Origin of the sequence: uncultured Campylobacter sp., from assembly GCF_938017705.1 — a bacterium.
Lineage (GTDB): Bacteria > Campylobacterota > Campylobacteria > Campylobacterales > Campylobacteraceae > Campylobacter_B.
This window is the reverse complement of record NZ_CALIIS010000075.1, coordinates 17700-39773: the sequence shown is the minus strand read 5'-3', so window position 1 is coordinate 39773 and position 22074 is coordinate 17700. Positions and strand designations below refer to the sequence as shown.

General features: G+C 45.9%; 30 protein-coding genes, 1 tRNA gene and 1 pseudogene. 5 read left to right on the top strand and 27 right to left on the bottom strand.

The features are described from left to right. The first annotated feature begins 394 nt into the window (after positions 1–394). Both Q0605_RS03995 and Q0605_RS03990 read left to right on the top strand, forming a co-directional pair. A tRNA-Ser gene (locus Q0605_RS03995) sits at positions 395–482 on the top strand. Positions 483–517: 35 nt separating this feature from the next. Next, on the top strand, positions 518–1066 hold the full coding sequence (locus tag Q0605_RS03990) for a GrpB family protein (RefSeq protein WP_298704425.1): 549 nt from the start codon (positions 518–520) through the stop codon (positions 1064–1066). A 408-nt stretch (positions 1067–1474) separates the two neighbouring features. Here Q0605_RS03990 and Q0605_RS03985 read toward each other — a convergent pair whose 3' ends face one another. Further along, positions 1475–2560 (bottom strand): threonine synthase, encoded by a 1086-nt coding sequence (locus tag Q0605_RS03985; protein ID WP_298704423.1) that lies wholly within the window; start codon positions 2558–2560, stop codon positions 1475–1477. Positions 2561–2568: 8 nt separating this feature from the next. Continuing rightward, positions 2569–2955, bottom strand: a complete 387-nt coding sequence (locus Q0605_RS03980; RefSeq protein WP_298704421.1) for a RidA family protein — start codon at positions 2953–2955, stop codon at positions 2569–2571. 142 nt (positions 2956–3097) lie between these two features. Here Q0605_RS03980 and Q0605_RS03975 point away from each other — a divergent pair, with 142 nt between their 5' ends. Continuing rightward, positions 3098–3814 (top strand): PAS domain-containing protein, encoded by a 717-nt coding sequence (locus tag Q0605_RS03975; RefSeq protein WP_298704419.1) that lies wholly within the window; start codon positions 3098–3100, stop codon positions 3812–3814. Between the two features lie 173 nt (positions 3815–3987). Here the strand turns inward: Q0605_RS03975 and Q0605_RS03970 are convergent, their stop codons facing one another. The 23 genes and pseudogenes from Q0605_RS03970 to rpsJ all read right to left on the bottom strand — a co-directional run bounded on the left by Q0605_RS03970 (position 3988) and on the right by rpsJ (position 16875). Further along, complete coding sequence (locus Q0605_RS03970) at positions 3988–5976, bottom strand: phosphoethanolamine transferase (protein WP_298704418.1); 1989 nt, start codon at positions 5974–5976, stop codon at positions 3988–3990. A gap of 470 nt (positions 5977–6446) precedes the next feature. Beyond that, the gene (gene map / locus Q0605_RS03965; protein ID WP_298704416.1) at positions 6447–7205 is read right to left on the bottom strand and encodes a type I methionyl aminopeptidase; all 759 of its coding nucleotides are present in this window, start codon (positions 7203–7205) and stop codon (positions 6447–6449) included. Then, complete coding sequence (gene secY / locus Q0605_RS03960) at positions 7206–8471, bottom strand: preprotein translocase subunit SecY (protein ID WP_298704414.1); 1266 nt, start codon at positions 8469–8471, stop codon at positions 7206–7208. Beyond that, positions 8471–8875: a 50S ribosomal protein L15 gene (rplO, locus tag Q0605_RS03955; protein ID WP_298704412.1), complete on the bottom strand. Its 405-nt coding sequence runs from the start codon at positions 8873–8875 to the stop codon at positions 8471–8473. Before rplO ends, secY begins: the two co-directional genes overlap by 1 nt. Positions 8876–8886: 11 nt before the next feature. Next, positions 8887–9330, bottom strand: coding sequence for a 30S ribosomal protein S5 (gene rpsE, locus Q0605_RS03950; RefSeq protein WP_298704410.1), 444 nt, complete (start codon positions 9328–9330; stop codon positions 8887–8889). Between the two features lie 15 nt (positions 9331–9345). Further along, positions 9346–9702 carry a 50S ribosomal protein L18 gene (gene rplR / locus Q0605_RS03945; protein ID WP_291938586.1) on the bottom strand — a complete coding sequence of 119 codons (357 nt, stop codon included), beginning with the start codon at positions 9700–9702 and terminating at the stop codon, positions 9346–9348. A 10-nt stretch (positions 9703–9712) separates the two neighbouring features. Then, the gene (rplF, locus tag Q0605_RS03940) at positions 9713–10249 is read right to left on the bottom strand and encodes a 50S ribosomal protein L6 (protein ID WP_298704408.1); all 537 of its coding nucleotides are present in this window, start codon (positions 10247–10249) and stop codon (positions 9713–9715) included. Positions 10250–10326: 77 nt separating this feature from the next. Then, positions 10327–10722, bottom strand: coding sequence for a 30S ribosomal protein S8 (gene rpsH, locus Q0605_RS03935; RefSeq protein WP_005868989.1), 396 nt, complete (start codon positions 10720–10722; stop codon positions 10327–10329). A 9-nt stretch (positions 10723–10731) separates the two neighbouring features. Further along, on the bottom strand, positions 10732–10917 hold the full coding sequence (locus tag Q0605_RS03930) for a type Z 30S ribosomal protein S14 (protein ID WP_005868990.1): 186 nt from the start codon (positions 10915–10917) through the stop codon (positions 10732–10734). A 1-nt stretch (position 10918) separates the two neighbouring features. After that, positions 10919–11464 (bottom strand): 50S ribosomal protein L5, encoded by a 546-nt coding sequence (gene rplE / locus Q0605_RS03925; protein WP_297923267.1) that lies wholly within the window; start codon positions 11462–11464, stop codon positions 10919–10921. Positions 11465–11466: 2 nt separating this feature from the next. Continuing rightward, positions 11467–11700 (bottom strand): 50S ribosomal protein L24, encoded by a 234-nt coding sequence (gene rplX / locus Q0605_RS03920; protein WP_005868992.1) that lies wholly within the window; start codon positions 11698–11700, stop codon positions 11467–11469. Continuing rightward, positions 11700–12068, bottom strand: coding sequence for a 50S ribosomal protein L14 (rplN, locus tag Q0605_RS03915; RefSeq protein ID WP_005868993.1), 369 nt, complete (start codon positions 12066–12068; stop codon positions 11700–11702). Before rplN ends, rplX begins: the two co-directional genes overlap by 1 nt. Beyond that, positions 12068–12319: a 30S ribosomal protein S17 gene (gene rpsQ / locus Q0605_RS03910; RefSeq protein WP_005868994.1), complete on the bottom strand. Its 252-nt coding sequence runs from the start codon at positions 12317–12319 to the stop codon at positions 12068–12070. Before rpsQ ends, rplN begins: the two co-directional genes overlap by 1 nt. Before the next feature lie 9 nt (positions 12320–12328). Continuing rightward, positions 12329–12511, bottom strand: a complete 183-nt coding sequence (rpmC, locus tag Q0605_RS03905; protein ID WP_005868995.1) for a 50S ribosomal protein L29 — start codon at positions 12509–12511, stop codon at positions 12329–12331. After that, positions 12498–12923, bottom strand: a complete 426-nt coding sequence (gene rplP / locus Q0605_RS03900) for a 50S ribosomal protein L16 (RefSeq protein WP_298704404.1) — start codon at positions 12921–12923, stop codon at positions 12498–12500. Before rplP ends, rpmC begins: the two co-directional genes overlap by 14 nt. A 2-nt stretch (positions 12924–12925) precedes the next feature. Beyond that, positions 12926–13621 carry a 30S ribosomal protein S3 gene (rpsC, locus tag Q0605_RS03895; RefSeq protein WP_005868997.1) on the bottom strand — a complete coding sequence of 232 codons (696 nt, stop codon included), beginning with the start codon at positions 13619–13621 and terminating at the stop codon, positions 12926–12928. A gap of 21 nt (positions 13622–13642) precedes the next feature. Continuing rightward, a pseudogene (rplV, locus tag Q0605_RS03890) lies at positions 13643–13954 on the bottom strand (50S ribosomal protein L22); the annotation flags it as partial. 9 nt (positions 13955–13963) lie between these two features. Continuing rightward, positions 13964–14245, bottom strand: a complete 282-nt coding sequence (gene rpsS / locus Q0605_RS03885; protein ID WP_005869002.1) for a 30S ribosomal protein S19 — start codon at positions 14243–14245, stop codon at positions 13964–13966. Between the two features lie 2 nt (positions 14246–14247). Beyond that, a complete protein-coding gene (rplB, locus tag Q0605_RS03880; protein WP_297897660.1) occupies positions 14248–15078 on the bottom strand; it encodes a 50S ribosomal protein L2 in 831 nt (276 codons plus the stop codon). A 1-nt stretch (position 15079) separates the two neighbouring features. Next, on the bottom strand, positions 15080–15361 hold the full coding sequence (locus Q0605_RS03875; RefSeq protein WP_177387640.1) for a 50S ribosomal protein L23: 282 nt from the start codon (positions 15359–15361) through the stop codon (positions 15080–15082). A 1-nt stretch (position 15362) separates the two neighbouring features. Then, positions 15363–15977 (bottom strand): 50S ribosomal protein L4, encoded by a 615-nt coding sequence (gene rplD, locus Q0605_RS03870; protein ID WP_005869006.1) that lies wholly within the window; start codon positions 15975–15977, stop codon positions 15363–15365. Continuing rightward, positions 15974–16552 carry a 50S ribosomal protein L3 gene (gene rplC, locus Q0605_RS03865; RefSeq protein ID WP_297962887.1) on the bottom strand — a complete coding sequence of 193 codons (579 nt, stop codon included), beginning with the start codon at positions 16550–16552 and terminating at the stop codon, positions 15974–15976. Before rplC ends, rplD begins: the two co-directional genes overlap by 4 nt. An 11-nt stretch (positions 16553–16563) precedes the next feature. Next, positions 16564–16875: a 30S ribosomal protein S10 gene (rpsJ, locus tag Q0605_RS03860; RefSeq protein ID WP_005869011.1), complete on the bottom strand. Its 312-nt coding sequence runs from the start codon at positions 16873–16875 to the stop codon at positions 16564–16566. 278 nt (positions 16876–17153) lie between these two features. Here rpsJ and Q0605_RS03855 point away from each other — a divergent pair, with 278 nt between their 5' ends. After that, positions 17154–18494, top strand: a complete 1341-nt coding sequence (locus tag Q0605_RS03855; protein ID WP_298704401.1) for a hypothetical protein — start codon at positions 17154–17156, stop codon at positions 18492–18494. A gap of 82 nt (positions 18495–18576) precedes the next feature. Then, on the top strand, positions 18577–18912 hold the full coding sequence (locus Q0605_RS03850) for a hypothetical protein (RefSeq protein ID WP_298704399.1): 336 nt from the start codon (positions 18577–18579) through the stop codon (positions 18910–18912). Between the two features lie 1132 nt (positions 18913–20044). On the opposite strand, the gene dapF is transcribed toward Q0605_RS03850, so the two are convergent. Together dapF and Q0605_RS03840 are read right to left on the bottom strand one after the other, a co-directional pair. Then, positions 20045–20923 (bottom strand): diaminopimelate epimerase, encoded by an 879-nt coding sequence (dapF, locus tag Q0605_RS03845; RefSeq protein ID WP_298704396.1) that lies wholly within the window; start codon positions 20921–20923, stop codon positions 20045–20047. A 177-nt stretch (positions 20924–21100) separates the two neighbouring features. Continuing rightward, a complete protein-coding gene (locus tag Q0605_RS03840) occupies positions 21101–22021 on the bottom strand; it encodes a tetratricopeptide repeat protein (protein WP_298704395.1) in 921 nt (306 codons plus the stop codon). Positions 22022–22074 lie beyond the last annotated feature (53 nt).

The window sequence follows — 22074 nt, the reverse complement described above, 5'->3', positions numbered from 1 at the left end:
CTGCGTTTTGAAATTTCTTTCCGCCCGGCCTAAAATTTCTTGCCGCTTAACCGTACCCGTGCCGCATAACTCCTCGGAATTTTGTCGCCGCGATAAAATTTGCCCGCGAGATGCTAAAATTCCTTGCTCACAAAAGCCGCGCAGAGCGTAAAAACACTGCTGCTTTATAAAATTTCATCCATAAAGCGGTAAAATTCCGTGCACAAAACTACACGCGCGAAAGCAAATTTTATGCCGAAAGTGCGCCGCACCTTAAGCCGTGGATTTAAAACGAAATCTAAATTTGCGCCGTTAAATTTCAACCCCCGCCAGCAAAATCAGGCGAAATTTCACGCAGAATTTCATTTTTAAATCTGTTATTAAGCCATTTTTGGCTTAAATTACACTTTCATTCGGGTAGATGTCCGAGCGGTCGAAGGAGCGCGCCTCGAAAGCGCGTAAGGCGTCAGCCTTCTGGGGTTCGAATCCCTATCTACCCGCCATTCATTCAAATTTCACCCAATACTTTGGAGTTAAGATGAGCAATAAGCTCCTTTCGATGAGCCTGCAAGAGCTGTGGCGGCTCTTTCCGATACGTCTCGTACCGCACGATCCGCGCTGGGGCGAATACTTTAGGCAGGAGTGCGAAATTCTGCGCGGCCTGCTGCGAGACCCCGGCGAGATCAAGATCCACCATATCGGCAGCACCGCGGTAAGCGGGATCTGGGCGAAGCCGATCGTAGATATTTTGATCGAATGCTCGGATATTGCCGCCGCCAAGCAGCGCCTGATAGAGGTGGGCTATCTACTAATGAGCGAAAGCGAGAGCCGCTGCAGCCTAAATAAGGGCTACACCGAAGCGGGATTTGCCGAGCGCGTTTTTCACGTGCATCTGCGAAATTTCGGCGATACAGATGAGATATTTTTTAGAGATTTTTTGCGGGCGAATGCGGATATCGCCGAGCGGTACGAGGCGCTTAAATTAGAGCTTTGCAAGCGCTTCGAGTTTGACCGCGACGCCTACACTGCGGCGAAAAGCGAATTTGTGCTTAAATTTACGCGTATTGCTAAAGAAAACTCGAAATAGCCGCGCAAATTTGATCTCTGCGTAGAAGCTCGCTCGCCAAGAGTGATAAAACGTCCAAATTTTATAAATGAAACGGGCGAATAGCGCTGCGCCTTGTGAGCTTATTTTTATAAAATTTTGACCGTGATTTCAAATTTAAATGGCGCTCATTCAACTATCTGTAGATAAAATTTCCAAATTCCGCCAGCAACGAAGTGCCCATAAAACGCGCCGTATCATCGCATCACACCAAGGGCTAAGGCTCATTTCCGCGCTTCTATGCAAATTTAAATTTAAAAGCCTACGCGTCATAAATTTTAAACATTCCACAAAAATATGGACTCATAAATCCGCTAAATTTAAAGCAGCGAAAATTTTAAATTCCTCGCTGCTAGCTAGCCGCATAAATTCCACGACGAGCGTTTAAATTTAATGATCGCTCTTTAGCCCCGCGCCGCAAAGCGGGATGATGCTATCTCCTTGCAGATCGCGGCTCTCTTTGTAGCGCAGATACGCCGCGTAGGTAGCCGCGGTCGTGTGCTCGACGTAAAATCCGCCGCGCGCAAGCGCCGCTCTAGCAGGCAGTATGTCGCCCTCGCTCACCAAGATCACCTCGCGCTCGCCAGCGTAGCTAGAGCCGAGAATTTCGGCCGCACGCATCGGTCTTGCGATCGCGATGCCCTCTGCTAGCGTCGGCTGTGGCTCTATCGCGCGCGCCGTACCTTTAGCATCAAAAAGCGGGGCGCAACGCTCGCCCTGAACGATGAAAATTTTTGGCAGCGCTTCGATAAGACCGCCCTCATATAGCTCGCCCAGCGCCGCTTGAGCGCCCAGCAGTAGCGTGCCGTTGCCCACGGGGATAAAGATATTGCGCGGCACCCTGCCCAGCTGCTCGTAGATCTCATAAACGTAGCTCTTCGTGCCCTCGTAAAAGATCGGATTATAGACGTGGTTGGCATAATAAATTTGCTCGCTCACGGCCTTTTTGCGGCACGCATCCGCCGTCTCGTCGCGGCTGCCGTCAAATACCGTGACGTGCGCGCCGTGGCTTTTGATCATATCAATCTTTTTGGGAGACGTGCCCTTCGGGACGTAAATTTCGCACTCGATGCCCGCGCGAGCGCAGTACGCCGCCACGGCATTGCCCGCGTTACCGCTGGAATCTTGCAGCACCTTTTTCACGCCGATATTTTTGGCGTGCAGCACCAAAACCGCCGCCCCGCGATCTTTGAATGAAAGCGTAGGCATCGCGTAGTCGAGCTTGAGATAAAGGTCTTCGCCGAATTTCACGCTCGCCGTGAGCCCCTCGCCCATCGAAATTTCTTTAAATTTAGCCGTGTCGATACCCATAAACCTGCGGTATCTAAAGATGCTAAACTCGCTTTGATCTACGAGCGCGGGGTTAAATTTAGGCGCATCGGAGTTTAGCTTATACAGCCCGCCGCAGCCGCATTTATAGCTCAAAGTATCGATGGACACGTGCTTACCGCAGCCCGTGCAGATGAAATCGCTCATTTTCGCTCCTATTTTTTCTCTTTTATTTTTGCGACGGCCTCGATCTCTACAAGGCAGCCGAAATGTAGAGCCGTAGTCGGCACTACGACGCGAGCGGGCTTGTGCGCGCCGAAAAACAGCGCGTACTGCTCGTCGATCACGTCCCAGTTCGTGACGTCAGGCGTATAGACGCGGCACATCCGCACGTCGCTTTTATCCGCGCCCGCGGCGGCCAGCACTGCCGCGACGTTGCTTAGAGCCTGCGCGGTCTGCGCAGCAAGGCTCTCCGGGATAGCTCCTGTGCGCGGATCCACGCTTAGCTGCCCCGAGACGTAGAGCGTGCCGTCGTCGTCTAAGATGCCCGGCGCATAATGCGCCTTTTTCGGCGCGAAACCGCTTGGGTAAATTTCTTTCATTTAAGCTCCTTTGCATATAAAATTTTATATAATTTTACTCTAAATTTATTAAAAATATATAAATATTTCTATAAATTTGCAAAAATTTTAAAATTTAATCTAAATTTATAGATTTTTTTATATGAAATTTAAGGAGCCCGAATTGAATCAACTTCTGCAAGCCTTTATACCGACCGCGCACCTTATTAAAAATACGATCGGCGATTGCGAGGTGGTCATCCACGATATGAGCACGCCGCAAAGCTCCGTCGTTTTCGTCCTCGGCGACGTAACGGGTAGGAGGATCGATCAAAGCTTCGATCATCTGGTAAAGGACGTGTTGCTAAGCAAAAATTTTGAAAACGACTGCACCGCAAACTACTACTTCACCGCGCAAAACGGCAAGCTCATACGCTCCTCGACTTCGCTGATCCGCGGCGCAGACGGCAAAGTAGTAGGCGCGCTATGTGTAAATATCGATACTTCAAGCGCCATCGCGGCATACAAAGCAATAAAAAATCTGCTGCCGAATGCAAAGCTCGATAGCAAGGAGCTGCAGGGCGCAAATTTTACCGACGGAGGCTGCGATAACGCGGCATTAGATGAAGCGAGCTCAAATGACAGCGTAAATTTAGAAGCAAAAAACTCTAACGATTCGCAGCAAAATATCCTTGATATCGTCCAGGACCTTATCGCATCGGCTACGCACGATCTGGATGTAGAGCGGATGAAGAAAGAGGATCGAAAGCGCATCGTAAAATTTCTCGCGCAAAAAGGGATTTTTGAGGTAAAGGGCGCAGTGGAGCTCGTCGCAAAGGCGCTTAGGACGCAGAAAGTCACGATTTACTCGTATATGGATGAGGTAAAAAAGGAGAGCTAGCCGCAGCGCATAAATTTGATCTCAAATTTAACAAACGTTGCGCGCCTTATTATCAGCGTAGCCATATGGGGTGGCGCAAATTTTAATCTGAATTTGATGAACAAATCAAAAAGCAGGACATACTAATTCCTATTTTATGCAGCATGTAACGGCATAAAAGCAAAACTCATCTGTTACTCGAACTCGTAGCCCTTCGCGCTTTTTAATTTCTCGTCATAATCGACTCCGTTAGCAATTCGTTTTCGCGAGCCATTGAAATCCGATCGTATCGGGCTTCTACCCGTATCGAGCTCAAGCGGCGCGACGCCGATAATATCCGCTAGCAGATGCGCCAAATCATCGCTCATAAAGGGCTTATCTTTCGCCGCTTCCAGCTTCTGCCACAGCGTGGCATGAGCGGTCAGAAACTCGCGCGAGGCTATAAAAAGCAGCGGAATTTCATAGCTAAAGCGGCTCTCCATGCCGTGCCCGAGGCGTCCGTTTTCGTATAAATTTTCGCCGTGATCGCTAAGATAGACGATGAGACTGTCATCACCCGAAAAAATTTTAAAAATTTCATTTATAACAAAATCGTTGTAAAGCACGCTGTTGTCGTAATACGCGACGACCTTTTTCTGATCTGAAGTGAGTTTGGCCTTTACGTCCGCCTCGCTAAACTTACCGAATCCCTCGGGATAACGCAGGCTGTAATCCATATGGTTGCCGATGAGATGGATCACGTAGAAGTTTCGCTCGCTCTGCCCCGCTTTCGCCTGATTTATGAGCGGAAGCAGCGCTCCGTCGGGCTTGATGCGGACGGTTTCATAAAGATTGCTCTTTGAGAGAAAAGTTTCTGCGTCCGCGCGATCGGCGGCGCTTTTGGCGCTTAGCGCGTGCGCGCCGAAGGCTTCTTGATTGCTGATCCAAAAGGTGCGGTAGCCGCTTAGGCTAAACATATCGATGATACTAAGGCTGCGAAACCATGCCTTTTGCCGCTCGCTTTCGTAATTGCTGAAATTTAAAAGCCGCATCAGCACCTGATTCGTCGTAGCATAAGGAGAGATTGTATCGCTAAATTTTATCAGATTGCCGCTCGCCTCGAGACCCTCCAAAAGCGGCGTGGTTTTTATGCCGTATCCATACAGCGACATATGCCCGCGCTGCAAGCTCTCGCCGATTATTAGGACGATATTTTTGACGCGAGGTTTTTGCGAGGCGGGGTTTATAGAAGCGTCAGGGATTTTGGAATTTAAGATCGCGCCAGGGCTTTGCGGCATGGAATTTGAAATCTCGCCGGAGCTCTGTGCCTGAGAACTCGGAGCGGGCGTAGAATTTTGAGACGCAAGGCCGGAGGCAAAGTTTTGCCGATCTAAATTTGCGCCGCCTTTTAAAACACTTTCGTTCGCGCGCTTCGCCTCGTCATATCCTAGCTGCACTTCGTGCATATCGGTGATGAAATTTTTATCGCTTAGATAGTCTTTTAGCGTGAAGGCAAACTCCAGCGGAACGTATTGCGATAGCTTGGCTATATAGCTCTGCTTGCCCTGAAAAGCTTTGACGGCAATACCCGCGCAAAAGATCGTTCCACAGATAAGATAAAGCGCCGCTAGCAGCAATCTTAGGCGGCTATGCGTTTGCTCCCTCTTTCTCTGCCCCGCTCTTAACGCCGCAAAGATGCAGCCTAGCAGCGCCGCTAAATATAAAATCGTTGCGGGGTTGAGAAACTGCGAAATAAACTCGCGCGTCTCGGCTGCGTCGGTATGCACGATCGCGTCGATTGCTACGACGTTGAAGCTTGAGTCGAAATTTACGATCAAAAATAAAGACGCGCTCGCAATCAGCGCAATTAGCGCAAGCAATACGAACGAAACGAGCTTAAAAAATCGCCCGCTAAGCAAGTAACAGAGGTGAAAGATGAGTAAATTTATGATAAATACCACAGGGAAACTCTCGGCGATGTAGGCAAAGATGGGACCGTTAATCTGATAATGTATCTTAGCCCAGCACGCGAGCAAGCATAGCACTGTCGCAAGCCAAAACACCCTCCACACGGGACGTTCGCGCAGCGCGGCAAAAAAGCCGCGGTCGATTTTCATAAGCAAGCGCGACGCGAACTCACCCGCTTTCGTCTGCGCCGCAAACTCGCCTATATTTGCCAGCGCTGCATAAAATTTTTCTCTCATTTTATCTTCCCTGCCTTGTACGAAGAGACGCGACGACGCGCACTCTGCGTAGCGCGACATATTTTCGCTTTAAAATCAAGGCGCAATCTTAGCCGCTTAAAGCTTTGAGCTCGCTTACTTGCGCGCTTTTGCGCTTCAAATTTTACAGCTAAATTTTAAAGGTACGGGGAGTTTGGAATTGGACGGCAAAATTTTAATCTAAAGTGGATTTTAGTGAAATTGCAAGACATTATTCTAAAATTCTAATTCTTAGAATTTTGTGGATAGACTACAGATCGCTACGATAAATTTTAAAATTATCTAATGCGATTAAACCCCCGAAAACTTAAAATTTATGCGCCTAGCGGCCGAGAGGAGGTAAAATTTATAGCGGCTCAAACGATGCAAATTTATAAAAACACGCCGCTCGTGAAATTCCGCCCCATAAAAAGAGCAAAATTCCAATTCTGCCAAGCTTTTTGCGCAAAAACCTACGCAACGCTTAGGACCTCAACCTTACCGTCGAAGACCGCCATGCAGTGCTCGTAGTGGCTGGTGCGAAGCCCATCCTTGCTTCTCGTACTCCACTTATCCTCGGCGATGACCGGCGTGCCGTCCTTTTGACAGATCATCGGCTCGATGCAAAAGACCATGCCGTTTTTAATTTTAGGGCCCGATTTTGGATTGTTGCCCTCTAAGTAGTTTGGGATCTCAGGCTCTTCGTGCGGGTGCTTGCCGATACCGTGTCCGCAGAAGCCGTATAGCGGTACGAAACCGCGCGCACGGATAAATTTCTCGATCTCGAAGCTTAGCTCTTTAAAGTGCATCCCTACTCTGATCGTTTTGATGGCGAACTCCAGCGTGTCCTTGCTGCATGCGATAAGCTCCTCGTCGGCTTTTGAAATTTTACCGATGGGCAGGGTGCGCGCGCTATCGCCGAAATATCCGTTTAGCTTCGAGCCCAGATCGACGCCCAAGATATCGCCCTCTTGTAAGATCGTCTCGTCGGGGATGCCGTGGATGATAACTTCGTTTAGCGAGAGGCAAGCGGCGTTTGGAAAGCCGTATAGCCCTTTAAAGGCGGGATATGCACCCTTGGAGGTGATGAAATCGTCGATCTTTTTATCGACTTCGAGCAGACTAAGACCCGGCTTTATGAATGAAACTGCGTAATCAAGGGCCTGCGCGACGATTCTATTCGCTGCACGAAGCCCCTCTAAATCTTTTTTTGTTTTAAGTAAAATCGCCATTTATAGCCCGACCGCGCTTAGGGTCTGATATTTGTTCATATAGATCTGTGCTTCAATGCGCCTCATCGTATCGAGTGCGACGGAGACGACGATCAGCACGCTGGTGCCACCGAAATAAAACGGCACGCCCATAAATTTAACGAGCAGCCACGGGATGACGGTTACGAGGCCGAGATAGATCGAGCCCCAAAACGTAAGGCGGCTGGCGACTTCGTTTAAAAAGCTCGCCGTTCCCTCGCCCGGACGAATACCCGGGATAAATCCGCCCTGCTTCTTTAAATTTTCGCTTATATCTTTTGAATTAAACGCGATCGATGCGTAAAAATACGCAAAAAACACGACCAAAACAAAGGTTAAGAAGTTGAAAAAGTAGTTGCTCGGGCTTAGGAAATCGTGGACCTTCTGGATGATCGGATTGGTGCTTGCCTGCAAAATAGTGGTCGGAAACATCAAAATTGCGCTTGCAAAAATAGGCGGAATAACGCCGCTTAAATTTAGCTTGATCGGCACATAGTTCATAATGCGCTTGTTTTGATTCGCCATCAATACTTTGCGCGAAAACGAAACGGGAATTCTGCGCTCGCCCAGCTCTATATAGATAATAACTCCGATAGTGAGCAAAATAATCCCTATAATAAGGGCGAGGATCAAGATATTCATCTCGCCGGTATTTACCAAATTTACGGTACTTCCGATCGCTCTAGGGATAGCGCTAACGATACCCGCAAAGATAATAAGGCTAGTGCCGTTACCGACGCCGCGCTGCGTAATCTGCTCGCCGATCCACATCAAAAGCATTGTGCCTGCAAGCATTGAAATGCACGAGATGAAAACAAACTCGTTGGTATTCTCCGCCATTATCGCAGGCGCTCCGGTCTGTCCGTGGATGCCCTGCAAGCCGATGCTAACGCCGATGGATTGAACCATAGCGATTGCGATGGTAGCGTATCGGATGATCTGCATATATTTCTGCATACCGTCGCGCTCTTTTTTGAGCTTGCCTAAATTTGGAAAGGTCGCGGCGAGCAGCTCCATAATGATCGAAGCGGTAATATAAGGCATAATGCCTAGCGAGATAACGCTGAATCGCTCCGCCGCGTTACCGCTAAACATATTAAACATTCCAAAAGCGTTGTTGCTATTGTTTTGAAAAAATTGCTTTATAACCTCAACGTCTACTCCCGGAACCGGCACGTAAGCTAGCAACCTATAGGCAAAAAGAAAGCCCAAAGTAATGAGAATTTTGTTGCGTAGCGATTTATTCATTATTTTTGTCCGCTAAATTTTACGTTCTCGTCTTTGATCTTGCTAGCGAGCGCTTTTGCGCCTACGCCGATCAGCTTGATCTTTTTAACGGAATTTGAAATTTTATGAACCGACTTGATGCTTTCGACCGTGATCTCGCTAAGATCTTTGATGGCTTCGATTTTATCGACATTGATCACGTAAGGTTTTTCAAATTTATTAGAAGTAAAACCTACCTTTGGAAGCCTTCGCTGAATCGGCTGCTGACCGCCCTCGAAGCCTCTTTTTTCGTGAGAGCCGGTGCGCGCGGTTTGACCCTTGCCACCGCGACCCGCAGTTTTACCTAGGCCGCTTCCTTGACCGCGACCCAAGCGCTTGGTAGCGTGAGTCGAGCCCGGGGCTTTTTTAAGATTTTCTAATCCCATCTTTTATCCTTCTAGTGTTTTAAGATACTAAGAGCTTTCATAGTAGCTCTTACGACGTTGGATGCGTTGTTAGAGCCTAGCGATTTGGTTAGGATATCCCTAATGCCTGCAAGCTCTAAAACCGGGCGCACGGAGCCACCCGCGATAACGCCGGTACCTTCGCTCGCCGGCTTAAGTAAAATTTTGCTCGCATTGTATTTAACTTCGATATCGTGAGTGATGGTAGAACCATTTAAATTTACTTTGATGATATTTTTAAACGCATCGTCTACCGCCTTTTTAATCGCGTCTGGAACCTCTTTGGATTTACCGAAGCCAAAGCCCACCAGGCCGTTTCTATTGCCTACCACTACAAGCGCGGTAAATCTGAACCTTCTACCGCCCTTAACGACCTTCGTAACCCTACCGATATTGACGATTACCTCTTCGAATTCTTCTCTATTATACTTTTCCACAATCATTCCTTTGGGTTATAGTTTGATGCCGTTTTGGCGTAGCGACTCGGCAAAGCTTGCGATTACGCCGTGATACAAATAGCCGTTGCGATCGAAAAGCGCCTCGGAGATGCCTTTATCCTTTAGCTTGGAAGCCAAATCTTTAGCTAGGCTAGCTGCGCCCTCTTTGTTCGCCTTTAAATTTAAAACCTTGCCGCTGCTGGCGCACAAAGTCGCGCTCGCCGCGTCGTCGATAGCCTGGGCGTAGACGGTTCTATTGGATTTGAAAATAGAAATTCTAGGGCAAGATGCGACGCCTGAAATTTTAGCGCGAATTCTTCTTTTTCTCTTGATTCGTAAAGAGATCTTTCTTTTTAATACGTTCTGTGTCATTTCTCAACCCTTATTTCTTAGCTGTTTTTCCGGCTTTGCGGATAATGCGCTCTTCAAGATACTTAATACCCTTGCCTTTATATGGCTCAGGCGGTCTGAATCCTCTGATCTCGGCTGCTACTTGGCCTACTTGCTGCTTATCGTCGCCTTTGATGGTTACGACGTTTTTATCTACGGAAATTTCAATCCCCTTTGGAGATTCAAAATTTATCGGATGCGAAAAACCTAAATTTAGCTCAAGCACCTTGCCCTTCATCGCGGCTCTGTAGCCGACGCCGTTGATTTCAAGCTGCTTTGAAAAGCCCTCGGTAAGACCAAGGACGATATTGTTAGCTAAAGCGCGGTATGTTCCCCAATACGCTCTACTCTGTCTATCCTTACCCTTAGGTGAGAATTCTATCTTTCCGTCTTCGATTTTTACATCGACATGACCTTTTAAATCAAGCTCTTTTTCGTTATTAGATTTTTTAAATTTTAACGACGAGCCGTCGATTTTGACCTCTAAGCCGTTTGGAATAGAGATCGGTTTTTTACCAATTCTTGACATAATTTTCCTTTTTATTTGTCTAGGGTATGTCTACTTTTACGAATGGATACCACAATGCCATAAAAAGTAGAGACTTCTTACCAGATCGTGCAAAGCACTTCGCCGCCAACGCCCGCTTTGTGCGCGTCGATACCGCTCATAACGCCTTTGCTTGTGCTAACGACGACGGTTCCGTAACCGTTCTTGAAGCGCTTGATCTCGTCTTTGCCCTGATATACGCGGCGACCCGGAGTCGAAATTCTTTTAACTTCGTTTATCACGCTCCTACCCTTTTCGTCGTATTTAAGCACTACGTTGATGATCTTTTTATTGTTTTCCTCTACTACGTTGTAGCTCTCGATATAGCCCTTCTCGGCTAAAATTTTAAGCATAGCCTCAACGACGTTTGAGTGAAAAAGCTTAGTCGTATCTAGTCTTCGCATCGCAGCATTTCTGATGCGAGTTAGTCCATCTGAAATAAGATCGTTAATCATCTCTTCTCCTTACCAGCTTGCTTTTTTTAGACCCGGGATCAAGCCCTCGTTTGCCATCTTGCGAAGGCAAACGCGACAAATTCCAAAATCTTTATAAACGGAGTGCGGACGACCGCAAATTTGACATCTGGTATATGCGCGAGTGCTAAATTTAGCGGGGCGTTTCGCCTTGGCTACCATTGATTTTTTTGCCATATCATTTTCCTTTTGCAAAAGGCATGCCGAATAACTCTAGCAATTTAAATGCCTCTTTATCGTTATTTGTAGTCGTTACGACGGTTATATTCATACCGTGAGTTCTTAAAATTTGATCGTATTCGACCTCAGGGAACATCAGCTGCTCTTGCAAGCCGAAGTTATAATTGCCGCGCCCGTCAAAGCCCGCTCTAGGCAGCCCTCGGAAATCCTTAACCCTAGGAAGCGCGATAGAGATCAGTTTGTCTAGGAAGGCAAACATCTGCTCTTTTCGTAACGTAACCATTATGCCTACCGGAAAACCTTCGCGAACCTTAAAGCCTGCGACCGATTTTTTTGCATTGACGATAAGCGCTTTTTGACCTGCGATCAGCGAGATAGTATCGGCCATATTTTGAAGCACCTTTTGATCTTTGCTCGACTCGCCCGTTCCTACGCTGATAACGATCTTTTCAAGCGCCGGGATAAGCATAGGATTTTTTATATCAAATTCTTTCTGCAAAGCAGCTCTGATGGAATTAGCGTATTTATCTTTTAGTCTGCTCATAATCAACCCTCTACCAACGCAACGTTTGAAATATCCATAGGCATCTCTTTGCTCGTAAAGCCGCCTTGCGGATTTTGCTCGGTTGGCTTGATAGCCTTTTTAGCCATTTTACAACCCTCGACGATAACTTGAGCTTTTTTAGGAAACACTGCCTTGACGGTGCCTGTTTTGCCCTTATCGTCACCTGCGATGATCTTTACTTGATCGCCTTTTTTAATCTTAAATTTTACTGCCATTATAAAACCTCCGGAGCCAGCGAAACGATCTTCATAAAACCGCCGTATCTGACCTCTCTACCGATAGGACCGAAAATACGAGTGCCGATCGGCTCTTTTTTTGAATCCAAAATAACGGCTGCGTTCTCATCGAATCTAATTAGCGAGCCGTTGCCTCTGTGCAACTCTTTAGTCGTACGAACGACTACGGCTTTTACTACTTGACCGCGCTTAATTTTGCCGTTAGGGAGCGCTTTTTTTACAGAGCAAACGATGATATCGCCGATTGTGGCGTATCTTCTTTTGCTGCCGCCCAAAACTTTAATACACATAAGTTCTTTTGCGCCGCTATTATCAGCTACCGCAAGTCTGGTAAAACTCTGTATCATTATTCAACTCCTGTTTTCAAAACCGCTTTTAAGCGAAACGATTTTCTAGCGCTTAGCGGTCTGCACTCGATCGCAGATATGGTATCGCCGATCTTTACGACGTTGTTTTCATCGTGGATCAGATATTTTTTAAATCTTTTTACGATCTTTCTATATCTAGGGTGCATAACCCTTCTTTCTACCAAAACGGTAGCTGTTTTATCGCCCGCCTTCTTTACGACTACGCCTTGAATTTCTCTTTTAAATGCCATAACCTATCCTTATTTCGCTTTAATAGCGGTATTGATTCTAGCGATATCTTTTTTGATAGCGCGAATCTCGTTAGGATTGCTTAGCTGCATAGTTTTTAGCTTTTGTCTAGCCGTAAATAAAAGCAACTTACTTTGTTTCAACATAGAATTTAGCTCAGCCAAATCTTTATCTTTCAAATCAGTATATTTCATTTTCGCTTTCCCTACTTACGATTTTCGTTTTAAAAGGTAGTTTATGAATCGAAAGCATAAGCGCCTCTTTAGCAACCTCTTCGCTAACGCCGGTCATCTCGAAAATGATCCTGCCCGGTTTTATATTCATTACCCACTCTTCTACGCCGCTCTTACCTTTACCCATACGAGTTTGTAGAGGCTTTTTGGTAAGCGGTTTGTCTGGGAATACCTTAATCCAAATTTTAGCTTGACGATTCACGAAGCGCGTCATCGCGACACGAGCCGCTTCGATCTGGCGAGAATTTACCCTACCCGTCTCTACCGCTTTGATACCGAAATCGCCGAGCGTCAAGGAATTTCCTCTCGTCGCATAGCCGCGATTGCGACCTTTCATCATCTTGCGGTATTTTGTTCTTTTTGGCATCAACATAACTATTTACCTCTTCTTGGTCTGCGTGTTTTTTTAGGCGCATCATCGGTCTTTTCAGCCTGGATGCCTTTTTGTAAAATTTCACCCTTAAAGATCCAAACCTTAATGCCGATATTACCGTAGGTCGTATGCGCTTCGGCAAAGCCGTAATCGATCCTAGCCCTTAGAGTATGAAGCGGAACGCGTCCCTCCAAATACCATTCGGTTCTAGCCATCTCCGCACCGCCCAAGCGACCTGCGACGCAAATTTTAATTCCCTTTGCGCCTGCTTTTTGAGCGCCTTGGATGACCTTTTTCATAGCACGGCGGAATGCAACGCGGCGCTCTAGCTGCATAGCTACGTTTTCCGCAGCCAAAAGTGCGTTCGAGCCTACTTTGCGCTCCTCTTTGATATTAATGGCTATGTCTTTATTGACTAGCTTAACGACTTCGCTTCTTAAATTTTCGACCTCGCCGCCTTTTTTGCCGATGATAATACCCGGTCTTGCGGCTACGATCGTTACGCGAATTTTCTTAGCCGTTCTTTCGATAAGAATTTGGCTAATTCCCGCATAGTAAAGCTTAGCTTTTAAAAATTTACGGATCTTGTAATCCTCGCCGATGCTTTCGGAAAGCGTCGCTTTAGAAGGAAACCATCTAGACTCCCAATTTCGATTAATTCCTAATCTTAAACCGATCGGATTTACTTTCTGTCCCATTTACGCTTCCTTCTTACTTGGTTTTGCTACTTCGACGATGATGTGCGAAGTAGGTTTGCGAATACGGCTAGCCGTACCTCTGGCGCGCGGACGAAATCTCTTAAGTACGGGACCCGCATCCACTCGGCAGCTAGTAACTACGACCTCTTCGGGCTCAAAGCCGCCGTTTGCGACCGCGCTTGAAATCGCCGTAGCGATATATTTCGCGCCGCGATTAGGCGTAAATTCCAAAGTAGCAAGGGCAAATTCCGCATTCATGCCTTGAATTTGCTTCGCGATAAGTCTTGCTTTTGTCGGCGAAAGGCGAACAAATTTAATAGTTGATTTACTCATATTCTATCCTTACTTGCCGATCTTTTTCTGCACGGAGCCTTTGTGGCCCTTGAAAGTGCGCGTAGGAGCGAACTCGCCTAATTTATAACCGATATGATGCTCGGTGACGTAAACCGGGATAAAATTCTTTCCGTTATGAACGTTAAACGTAAGTCCGATCATCTCAGGCACGATCGTGCTTCGTCTCGACCAAGTCTTGATCGGTTTGTTATCGCCGGCTTTCTTTGCCGCAACGACTTTTTTCATTACGTGATCATCTACGAAAGGACCTTTTTTTAGCGATCTAGCCATTTTTATTTTCCTTTCCTTCTTGAAATTATAAGCTTATCGCTCGCTTTTTTATGGCGAGTTTTATAACCCTTCGTCGGTTTGCCCCACGGAGTTACCGGATGGCGACCGGAGTTTTTCTTACCCTCGCCACCGCCGTGCGGGTGATCGACCGGGTTCATCGCAGAACCTCTGGTTTGAGGACGGATACCTCTGTGGCGGTTACGTCCGGCTTTACCGATGACGACGTTTGCCCACTCTTCGTTACCCACTACGCCGATACTGGCCATGCACTCTGCAAGCACTCTTCTCATCTCGCCGCTAGGCAGACGTAAAATGACGTATTTTTCCTCTTTACCCATAAGCTGAGCATAACCTCCGGCGCTACGCGCCATTTGAGCGCCTTTGCCGGGTTTTAACTCGATATTATGTAGGATGGTTCCCACAGGGATATTTTTCATCTTCATCGCGTTACCCGGTTTAATATCTAATCCGCCCTCGGCAGCGGCTACTACGTCACCCACTTTAAGATCGTTAGGCTTGATAATGTAGCGCTTCTCGCCGTCTGCGTATGAGATCAGCGCGATACGGCAGTTGCGATTCGGATCGTATTCGATCGCCTCGACCTTGCCAGCAACGCCGAATTTATTTCGCTTAAAATCTATGATTCTATAAAGTTTAGCAGCTCCTGCTTGTTTATGGCGGCTGGTAATGCGACCGTTATTGTTCCTTCCGGCTGCGGCAGGAATTTTAACAAGCAAGCCTCTAACACTAGCTTTTGCAGTGATATCCTCGCTGCTAAGCCCGGTCATAAATCTTCTACTTGGAGTATACGGTTTATAAGTTTTAATCGCCATTTTACGCCTCCACGCTTTCTAGGCTTGCGCCCTCAGGTAGCTTGACGTAGAATTTTTTCACATCGTTTCTAGCGCCCATTTTACCTCTAAATCTTTTTACTTTGCCGTCCTGTCTTAAAGAATTTATCTTTAGCGGAGTGATCCCGAAATAGTTCTTCAAAACGCTCTTTAGTCCGTTTTTCGTAACCGACGGGCTAGTTTGGATAACGACCACGCCGTTTTCTTGAAGACCGAGAGACTTTTCCGTATAAAGGATCGTTTTGATATCTGTTATATCTGCCATTTTAGTCCTCTTTCACTATTGATTCAAATGCCGCTTTTTCGAATACGACCGAGCCGTAAACTGCGATTAGGTAAGCATTGACCTCGCTTGCATCGATGACATAGCAATTTTTTAGATTTCTATAGGCCAAAAGAGTTTGCGCGTCTAGCTCGTTTTTAACGATTAGCGCATCTCTAACGCCTAGTTTCTTAATAAAATTTGCCGCATCTTTAGTCTTGCCACTTTTTAGCTCCAAATCGTCGAAGATAAAAATTTTACCCTCGTTTGCTTTCTCATTGATAGCAAATTCCAGCGCAAGACGTTTTTGCTTTTTATTGACCTTCTGCTCATAATTTCGCTCGTTAGTCGGACCGAATGCGACCGCGCCGCCTACCCAGACGTTAGTTCTAGTTGAGCCCGCGCGTGCGCCGCCGCGACCCTTCTGTCGCCATGGTTTTTTGCCGCCGCCGCTAACCTCGGCGCGAGTTTTAGCGTTAGCCGTATTTGCGCGAAGCGAAGCAAGGTAAGATTTGACGTACAAATATAGATTGTGCGAATTGACTTCCGAAAATTTCGCAGGGATTTCAATTTCGCTTGCTTTTTCCAGTTTTTCGTTAAGCACGCTTACTTTACTCATTTTACTATCCTTATTCTGCCCATTGCGCCGTTAAATCCAGGAACCGAGCCTTTAAGCACCAAAATTTTATTCTCGGCATCAAAGCTTACGACTTCGTTTTTGGCAGTGATCGTTTCGTTTCCAGTGTGTCCCGCCATCCTCATACCGGGCTGAACGCGACCGGGCCACTCGCAGTTGCCAATAGAACCAGGCCTTCGGTGGAAGCGGCTACCATGCGCTGCAGGACCGCCCGCAAAGCCATGGCGCTTAATGACACCCTGATAACCTTTACCCTTGGATCTGAAGCTTACTTTTACGATCTTAGCTCCGCTCAAAACATCTAAATTTTGATCGCCAAGCTCGGCATTTTCTAAGCTTAGAGTCGCAAATTTATTAAATTCCTTGCTTAGGCTATATTTCTTTTGAATTCCGGCGATAGCTTTGTTATATGCTTTGCCGTCTGCGTAGGCTACGATAGCTTTTTTCTCATCGCAAACTTCGCAAATTTTGGTATTAATAAGTCGCAAAAGCGTCACGGGCGTGCTGCTCGTGTCGATCGTCCTACTCATACCTATTTTTTCTACAATATATTCCATTGTTTTACCCCTTATTTGCCCATCGCGTGAACTTCGACGTTGACTTCCGGAGCCAAATCAAGCTTAGTTAGCGAATCAACCGTATCTGGCGTAGCCGCTACGATGTCTAGCATACGAGCGTGAATTTTCATCTCAAACTGCTCTCTGGAGTCTTTATTTACGTGCGGAGATCTTAAAACGGTGTAGCGTTTAATCTTCGTAGGCATCGGCACGGGACCTCTGACGTCCGCACCTGTTCTTTTTACGGCTTCAACGATAGCCGAAACTGTGCGATCTAAAACTCGATGGTCATAAGCCTTGAGTTTTAACCTAATTTTTTGCATCACTTTTCCTTAATAAAGAACTTGTCGCAACGCGCGACCCTTTGTTTCAAACAAAAGACGCACATTATATAAAAGCGCTCCGGTTTTGTCAAGAAAATAGCCAAATTTTATGGAAATATTTCCTTTTCATAAGGAAAAATATGTAAAATTTTGGAATTTCCAGGTTAGCGAAAATTTCCAATATAAAAATTTTGGACAAATTTAAAATGGATATAAAAATCTCATAATATTTTTCAGATTTATTTCCTTTTAATAAGGAAAATTTTAAAATACTTGATATGAATGATCTAAAATTTTTTTACGAAAATCCGCCAGAATTCACGGGCTTTATCCCGCGCAAAAGAGGTATCTGCTCTGCCAAAACCATAATCTACGGAGTGCTAAATTCCGGCAAAAGCGCCGTGCTGAAAAATGAAATTTCAGAACTTAAAAAAGACGAAATTTTGTATCTAAATTTAGCCGATCTACGCCTTGAAGAGGTAGTAGCGAATAATGCAATTTTTGCAGCTAGAAATAGTGCGGACAATACAAAGACTAGCGAAGCAAATGAATATGAAATAAGCAGAGAAGCTATGCTTGGCGCAGAAATTTCGGATACGGACGAATTTTACCGCGCCGCCGTAAAAAATACAGATACAAAAAACGCAAAAACTGCGAGTACAGGCGACTCAAACAATGCAAAAAATGCGGAGTTCTACGGCGTAAAAAGCAGGAGCGAGAATTTCTTCCGCAAGATCAAAGAATTTTTAGCCGCCAACGAGCAAATTTCATCGCTTTTTTTAGATAATTTTAGTAGCGCCGATTTTGAAATTTCATCGCTTCAAAGCTTTGCTGGGGGGCTAAATTTAAAGCGTTTTATCATCTCTACGCGCGATAAAGAGTTGATCCTGCCGGGCTTTGAGCGGCTTGAGCTTTTGCCGCTTTCGTTTGAAGAATTTATCGCCTTCGACAAGCGTCACAACGAGATAAACTCGATGATTTCGGCGTTTTTAGCCCAAGGCGGCGGCGCAAAAAACCCCTTCATAGCGCCTGCCGAAATTTTAGAATTCGAGCAGAGGCTGCTTACGGCAAACTTTAGCCGCACGGAGATTTTAATCCTCAAAGAGTGCCTAGGCTTCGTACACGCCGCATTTAGCGCAAATAAAATTTACACCGCGCTAAAGCCGCGCATCAAGATCTCCAAAGACGCCATATACGGCACTATCGCCAAGCTTGAGCGGGAAAATTTCATCAAATTTTTAAGCAAAGCTGGCGAGCCCGCGCGCGCAAAAAAGCTATATTTTTCGCATTTTAATATGCGCGAAATTTTAACAAGCAAAAAGGACTTCTCGAAAAAATTTGCCAACGTCCTTTTTTGCGAGCTTTTGGGGCTAAATACACCAATTTTTTACACAAAAGAGTTGGATTTTTACCTGCCTGCTCTAAAGATGGGGGTTCTCGTCATCCCATTCAGCGACGCGGACATTATCTTTTTAAAATTTCGCAAAATTTTAAGCGTGCTCAAGAGGCTCGGCATCACGAGCTTAAAAGTCGTTTCTATGGCAAACTCCGGCAGGCTCGAGATTGAGGGTATTCGCTGCGATGTCGTGCCGTTTCATGAGTTCGTGCTTAGCTTCTAATTATTGACATTTCATATCATAAAAATATAAATTTTATGATATAATTTTGGCAAACCCATATCAATTACGCAAGGGAAAGCCGATGATCAAATTAAAAGACAAACTCATTTATGAAACGCTAAAACTAGTCGAATCGCAAGGCAAAGAGGGGCTTTTGTGTCGCAATAAGCAAAGCGATGCGGAGTTTATGAGACCCGTGAACGAATTCGCAGCCGCAAGCGGACGCAACTACACCTCGATCAAATCAACTCTTGACATAATTCATAAAAACTGGGGCTACCTGCAGCGCGAAAGCATTAAGGATACGGGGCTTGATGCGGGCAAGGCGTCGAAGATTTTCATCTACCGTCTATGCGAGTCAGGGCGAAGCTTTATCGAAAAATACGAAAAAGCGCTCGTCCAAAACGCCGACAAATAGCCCAAAATTAAAAATTTTAAGCGCCGATTAGATAGAATTCTTTAATTTCACGTAGCGCGACAGAATTTCATTTTTATGTGACTCGCCTTAAAAAAAGGAGATGAAAATGCTGGATTTTATAGTAAAAATGTTCGCATGGAAAGCTGAGTGGGAGGTAAAAAAGGAATATGACAAAGAATTTGGCGATCTATCCTCCATGCGCTCAATCTTGCGCTTTATAATACTTCTTATCATACTTAGCATTTTGATTAAATTTCAATTAAGCGTATGAAAGATACATTTTTAGATATTGCGCTCGTTTTATTTGGCATCGCTATGCTCGCCACGATGCGACAAAAATCTTTATTAAAATTTATAATTTTCGTCGTGATTTTAGCGCTCGCCAGAGAGTTAACCATTAGATTTTATGCCTAGTTTCGGCCAAACCGACACTGATAGAATTTAAAATTTAAACGACAAAATGACAGCGCGGCTGAATTCGGCGGGCGCAAATTTTAAATTTCACCGTAACTGCACTGTGCTTTTATCATCGTTAGTAAATTCTACCGCGCTTCAAGAATTGCCGTATCGATAAATCCAGCCTTTATCGTCAATGATAGATTTACCCGCGACGAGGATTTGCGCTTGATACCGCGCTTTCTGCTATTAGTGGCGGATTTCGCTCGTGCAAATGCGACGGAATTTCACTTGTGCGAACAAGGCGGATTTTTTGCGGTGGCAGCAAAAATTATAAACCAAATGAGCGGGTTAGAGCGTAAATTTTATAACGCTATAACGCTTAAATTCCGCAGAAGCCTAAATTGACGCAATGCAAGTGCAAAATTCAATCAAAAAATTTCAAACTTAGTAGTAAAATTCCGCGCACCAAAATCTTAAAATTTTATTTCATAAAATTCCGAAATTTAGGAATTAAATTTTGCAGTGAAGCGCCAAATTTTACTTCGCAATTAAAATTATTACGCAAACCATACCTTGTAAATTCCAAAATTTCATCATCATAAAATTTTAAAATTCCAATGTCGTATTGTAAATCTATTATTTTATAAAACGGAATGAAAAGCGAAATCTTGCATAAATCGCACTCAAAAATTTCACGAATTCTCGCGCAAACCGGCTCGAAATTTCGCCCTGCCTACTCCACGTATCCAATAAATTCGCCATCGAAAGTATGCCTAACATCGCCGCGAAAGTAAATTTTACCTCCATCTCCTAAGCGCAAATTTAGCGTTTCGCCGCTTGCAGGTATCACGCGAATGTCGGGAGCTAGCCCCATATTTTCGACGCCTGCGATGAAGCATGCCGCCATCCCCGTACCGCATGCGAGAGTTTCTGCCTCTACGCCACGCTCAAAGGTGCGCACCTTTAAAATTTTGCTTGCGAGGCGACTTTGAACTAACGCATAATTAACGTTAGCGTTATACTTTTCACGCAGATCGCGGGCTAGCGCGGCATCGAACTCATTTAAATCGCTAACAAAAGTTACCAAGTGCGGCACTCCTGTGTTATAAAAATACCACGTTAGCCCTGCCTCCTCAAAGCTTTCGCCAAGGCGTTTAGGACGAGTTAACATTACCTCGACGTTAGCTACTAACGCGTGAGCGTTAGGACGCAGATTGAAAATCTCGCCGAAGCTTACATTGCGTAGCTCGCCGCGCATGTTCTCGCTCAAATTTCCGCCGAAAATACCGAAAATTTCGCCGCTAATTACGCCTGCGCCACTTAGGAATTTCATACTCTGCGCGGCCAAGAAATTTTCATACGCATACATGCATACCGCTCGCGAGCCGTTGCCGCACATATCGGCGCTGCTGCCGTCGCTATTGTAAAATTCCCACTCGAAATTTATTCCCTCGATACCGTTAAATTTCGGCAGTACGACGATGAGCCCGTCGGCGCCTACTCCATCGCGCCTATCGCATAGCTCGCGCGCTAGCTTGGATCTATCCGCCTTAACAGAATCCGTAAAAATCACGAAATCATTGCCGCTCGCATTATATTTTGAAATTTTCATCATCTACCTCGCAAATTTTTAAAATTACTAACGCTCACTAACGCTTTATTAAAATTTTACTTCTATCTAAATTTAGGCGCATCGCTTATTCCTAGGCTTTACTAAGACTCAATTTACTAACGTATCTTCTTTCGTAAGCCCATTTTATTATGCGTTTTTCGCGCTTGATGTTAGAGCCTACCTCATAGCCTTTAAATGCTCGCAAGCATCAAATCTACCGAGCTTGCAAGCCTTTTTGTAAAGCTCGCGCGCCCTCTTTTTATCTTTCGTCACGCCCCAGCCCTTTTCGTATTGATACGCCAAATTTGCGCAGGCTAGCGGCTCATCACTTTTCTCGCACGCTTCGCTAAAATACTTCGCAGCAAGCGCATGATCCTTTTGCCCACCGTCGCCTTTGAAATACGTGACGCCTAAATTTACGCACGAATCCGCGTGTCCTTGCTCGCAAGCCCTCGTAAAAAATGTCCTGGCCCTGTCCACATCTTTTTTCACGCCTTCGCCGAGAGCGTAGCTGAGTCCTAGATTATGGCACGCCTCGACCTGCCCCATCTTGCAAGCCTTGATCAAAAGCTCGATCGCCTTTTTCGTGTCGGGATAGACGCCGAGTCCCTTTTTATAGTTGTACGCGAGACTCGCACACCCCTCGCTGCTGTTTTTCTTGCAAGCGTCGCTAAAAAGCTCATTCGCCCTCTTGCGATCCTGCGCTACCCCCTGCCCGTCGTTGTAGAGCAGCCCCAAATAGACGCAGCCCTTCTGCTCGCCGAGCTTGCACGCCCTGTCGTAATAGCGCGCGGCCTGCCTGAAGCTTCTATTTGAGTCGTATGCATAGCCCAAATTTGCGCAATCCAGCGCGTTTTCATCGCCGCCGGCGTCGCAGTTGCGCTGCAGCTCGTTTATCACGCGGCTTAGTTTTTTACAATCCATTTCGCTCCCAGCGGCGCAGCCCTTTCTTAGATCGTCGATCTCCGCCGCAGCGCTTGTCGCAAACAGCGCGGAAAGCAAAACCGCTCGCGCCGTAAATTTTAACCGCTCTTTAAGCGGCATACTTTTAAAATTTTGAAATTTAGCACCGCTTTGGACGCGACTGCCGATCCTCATCATCTCTCCTTTATTTTCAACTCATCTCAATTTACGTAGAAATTTTACGTAAC

Coding starts and splice junctions, on each gene's coding strand:
- Q0605_RS03990 (WP_298704425.1), top strand. CDS start 518: ATGAGCAATAAGCTCCTTTCGATGAGCCTGCAAGAGCTGTGGCGGCTC.
- Q0605_RS03985 (WP_298704423.1), bottom strand. CDS start 2,560: ATGAGCGATTTCATCTGCACGGGCTGCGGTAAGCACGTGTCCATCGAT.
- Q0605_RS03980 (WP_298704421.1), bottom strand. CDS start 2,955: ATGAAAGAAATTTACCCAAGCGGTTTCGCGCCGAAAAAGGCGCATTAT.
- Q0605_RS03970 (WP_298704418.1), bottom strand. CDS start 5,976: ATGAGAGAAAAATTTTATGCAGCGCTGGCAAATATAGGCGAGTTTGCG.
- map (WP_298704416.1), bottom strand. CDS start 7,205: ATGGCGATTTTACTTAAAACAAAAAAAGATTTAGAGGGGCTTCGTGCA.
- secY (WP_298704414.1), bottom strand. CDS start 8,471: ATGAATAAATCGCTACGCAACAAAATTCTCATTACTTTGGGCTTTCTT.
- rplO (WP_298704412.1), bottom strand. CDS start 8,875: ATGGGATTAGAAAATCTTAAAAAAGCCCCGGGCTCGACTCACGCTACC.
- rplR (WP_291938586.1), bottom strand. CDS start 9,702: ATGACACAGAACGTATTAAAAAGAAAGATCTCTTTACGAATCAAGAGA.
- rplF (WP_298704408.1), bottom strand. CDS start 10,249: ATGTCAAGAATTGGTAAAAAACCGATCTCTATTCCAAACGGCTTAGAG.
- rpsH (WP_005868989.1), bottom strand. CDS start 10,722: ATGATTAACGATCTTATTTCAGATGGACTAACTCGCATCAGAAATGCT.
- Q0605_RS03930 (WP_005868990.1), bottom strand. CDS start 10,917: ATGGCAAAAAAATCAATGGTAGCCAAGGCGAAACGCCCCGCTAAATTT.
- rplE (WP_297923267.1), bottom strand. CDS start 11,464: ATGAGCAGACTAAAAGATAAATACGCTAATTCCATCAGAGCTGCTTTG.
- rplX (WP_005868992.1), bottom strand. CDS start 11,700: ATGGCAGTAAAATTTAAGATTAAAAAAGGCGATCAAGTAAAGATCATC.
- rplN (WP_005868993.1), bottom strand. CDS start 12,068: ATGATACAGAGTTTTACCAGACTTGCGGTAGCTGATAATAGCGGCGCA.
- rpsQ (WP_005868994.1), bottom strand. CDS start 12,319: ATGGCATTTAAAAGAGAAATTCAAGGCGTAGTCGTAAAGAAGGCGGGC.
- rpmC (WP_005868995.1), bottom strand. CDS start 12,511: ATGAAATATACTGATTTGAAAGATAAAGATTTGGCTGAGCTAAATTCT.
- rplP (WP_298704404.1), bottom strand. CDS start 12,923: ATGTTGATGCCAAAAAGAACAAAATACCGCAAGATGATGAAAGGTCGC.
- rpsC (WP_005868997.1), bottom strand. CDS start 13,621: ATGGGACAGAAAGTAAATCCGATCGGTTTAAGATTAGGAATTAATCGA.
- rpsS (WP_005869002.1), bottom strand. CDS start 14,245: ATGGCTAGATCGCTAAAAAAAGGTCCTTTCGTAGATGATCACGTAATG.
- rplB (WP_297897660.1), bottom strand. CDS start 15,078: ATGGCGATTAAAACTTATAAACCGTATACTCCAAGTAGAAGATTTATG.
- Q0605_RS03875 (WP_177387640.1), bottom strand. CDS start 15,361: ATGGCAGATATAACAGATATCAAAACGATCCTTTATACGGAAAAGTCT.
- rplD (WP_005869006.1), bottom strand. CDS start 15,977: ATGAGTAAAGTAAGCGTGCTTAACGAAAAACTGGAAAAAGCAAGCGAA.
- rplC (WP_297962887.1), bottom strand. CDS start 16,552: ATGGAATATATTGTAGAAAAAATAGGTATGAGTAGGACGATCGACACG.
- rpsJ (WP_005869011.1), bottom strand. CDS start 16,875: ATGCAAAAAATTAGGTTAAAACTCAAGGCTTATGACCATCGAGTTTTA.
- Q0605_RS03855 (WP_298704401.1), top strand. CDS start 17,154: ATGAATGATCTAAAATTTTTTTACGAAAATCCGCCAGAATTCACGGGC.
- Q0605_RS03850 (WP_298704399.1), top strand. CDS start 18,577: ATGATCAAATTAAAAGACAAACTCATTTATGAAACGCTAAAACTAGTC.
- dapF (WP_298704396.1), bottom strand. CDS start 20,923: ATGAAAATTTCAAAATATAATGCGAGCGGCAATGATTTCGTGATTTTT.
- Q0605_RS03840 (WP_298704395.1), bottom strand. CDS start 22,021: ATGAGGATCGGCAGTCGCGTCCAAAGCGGTGCTAAATTTCAAAATTTT.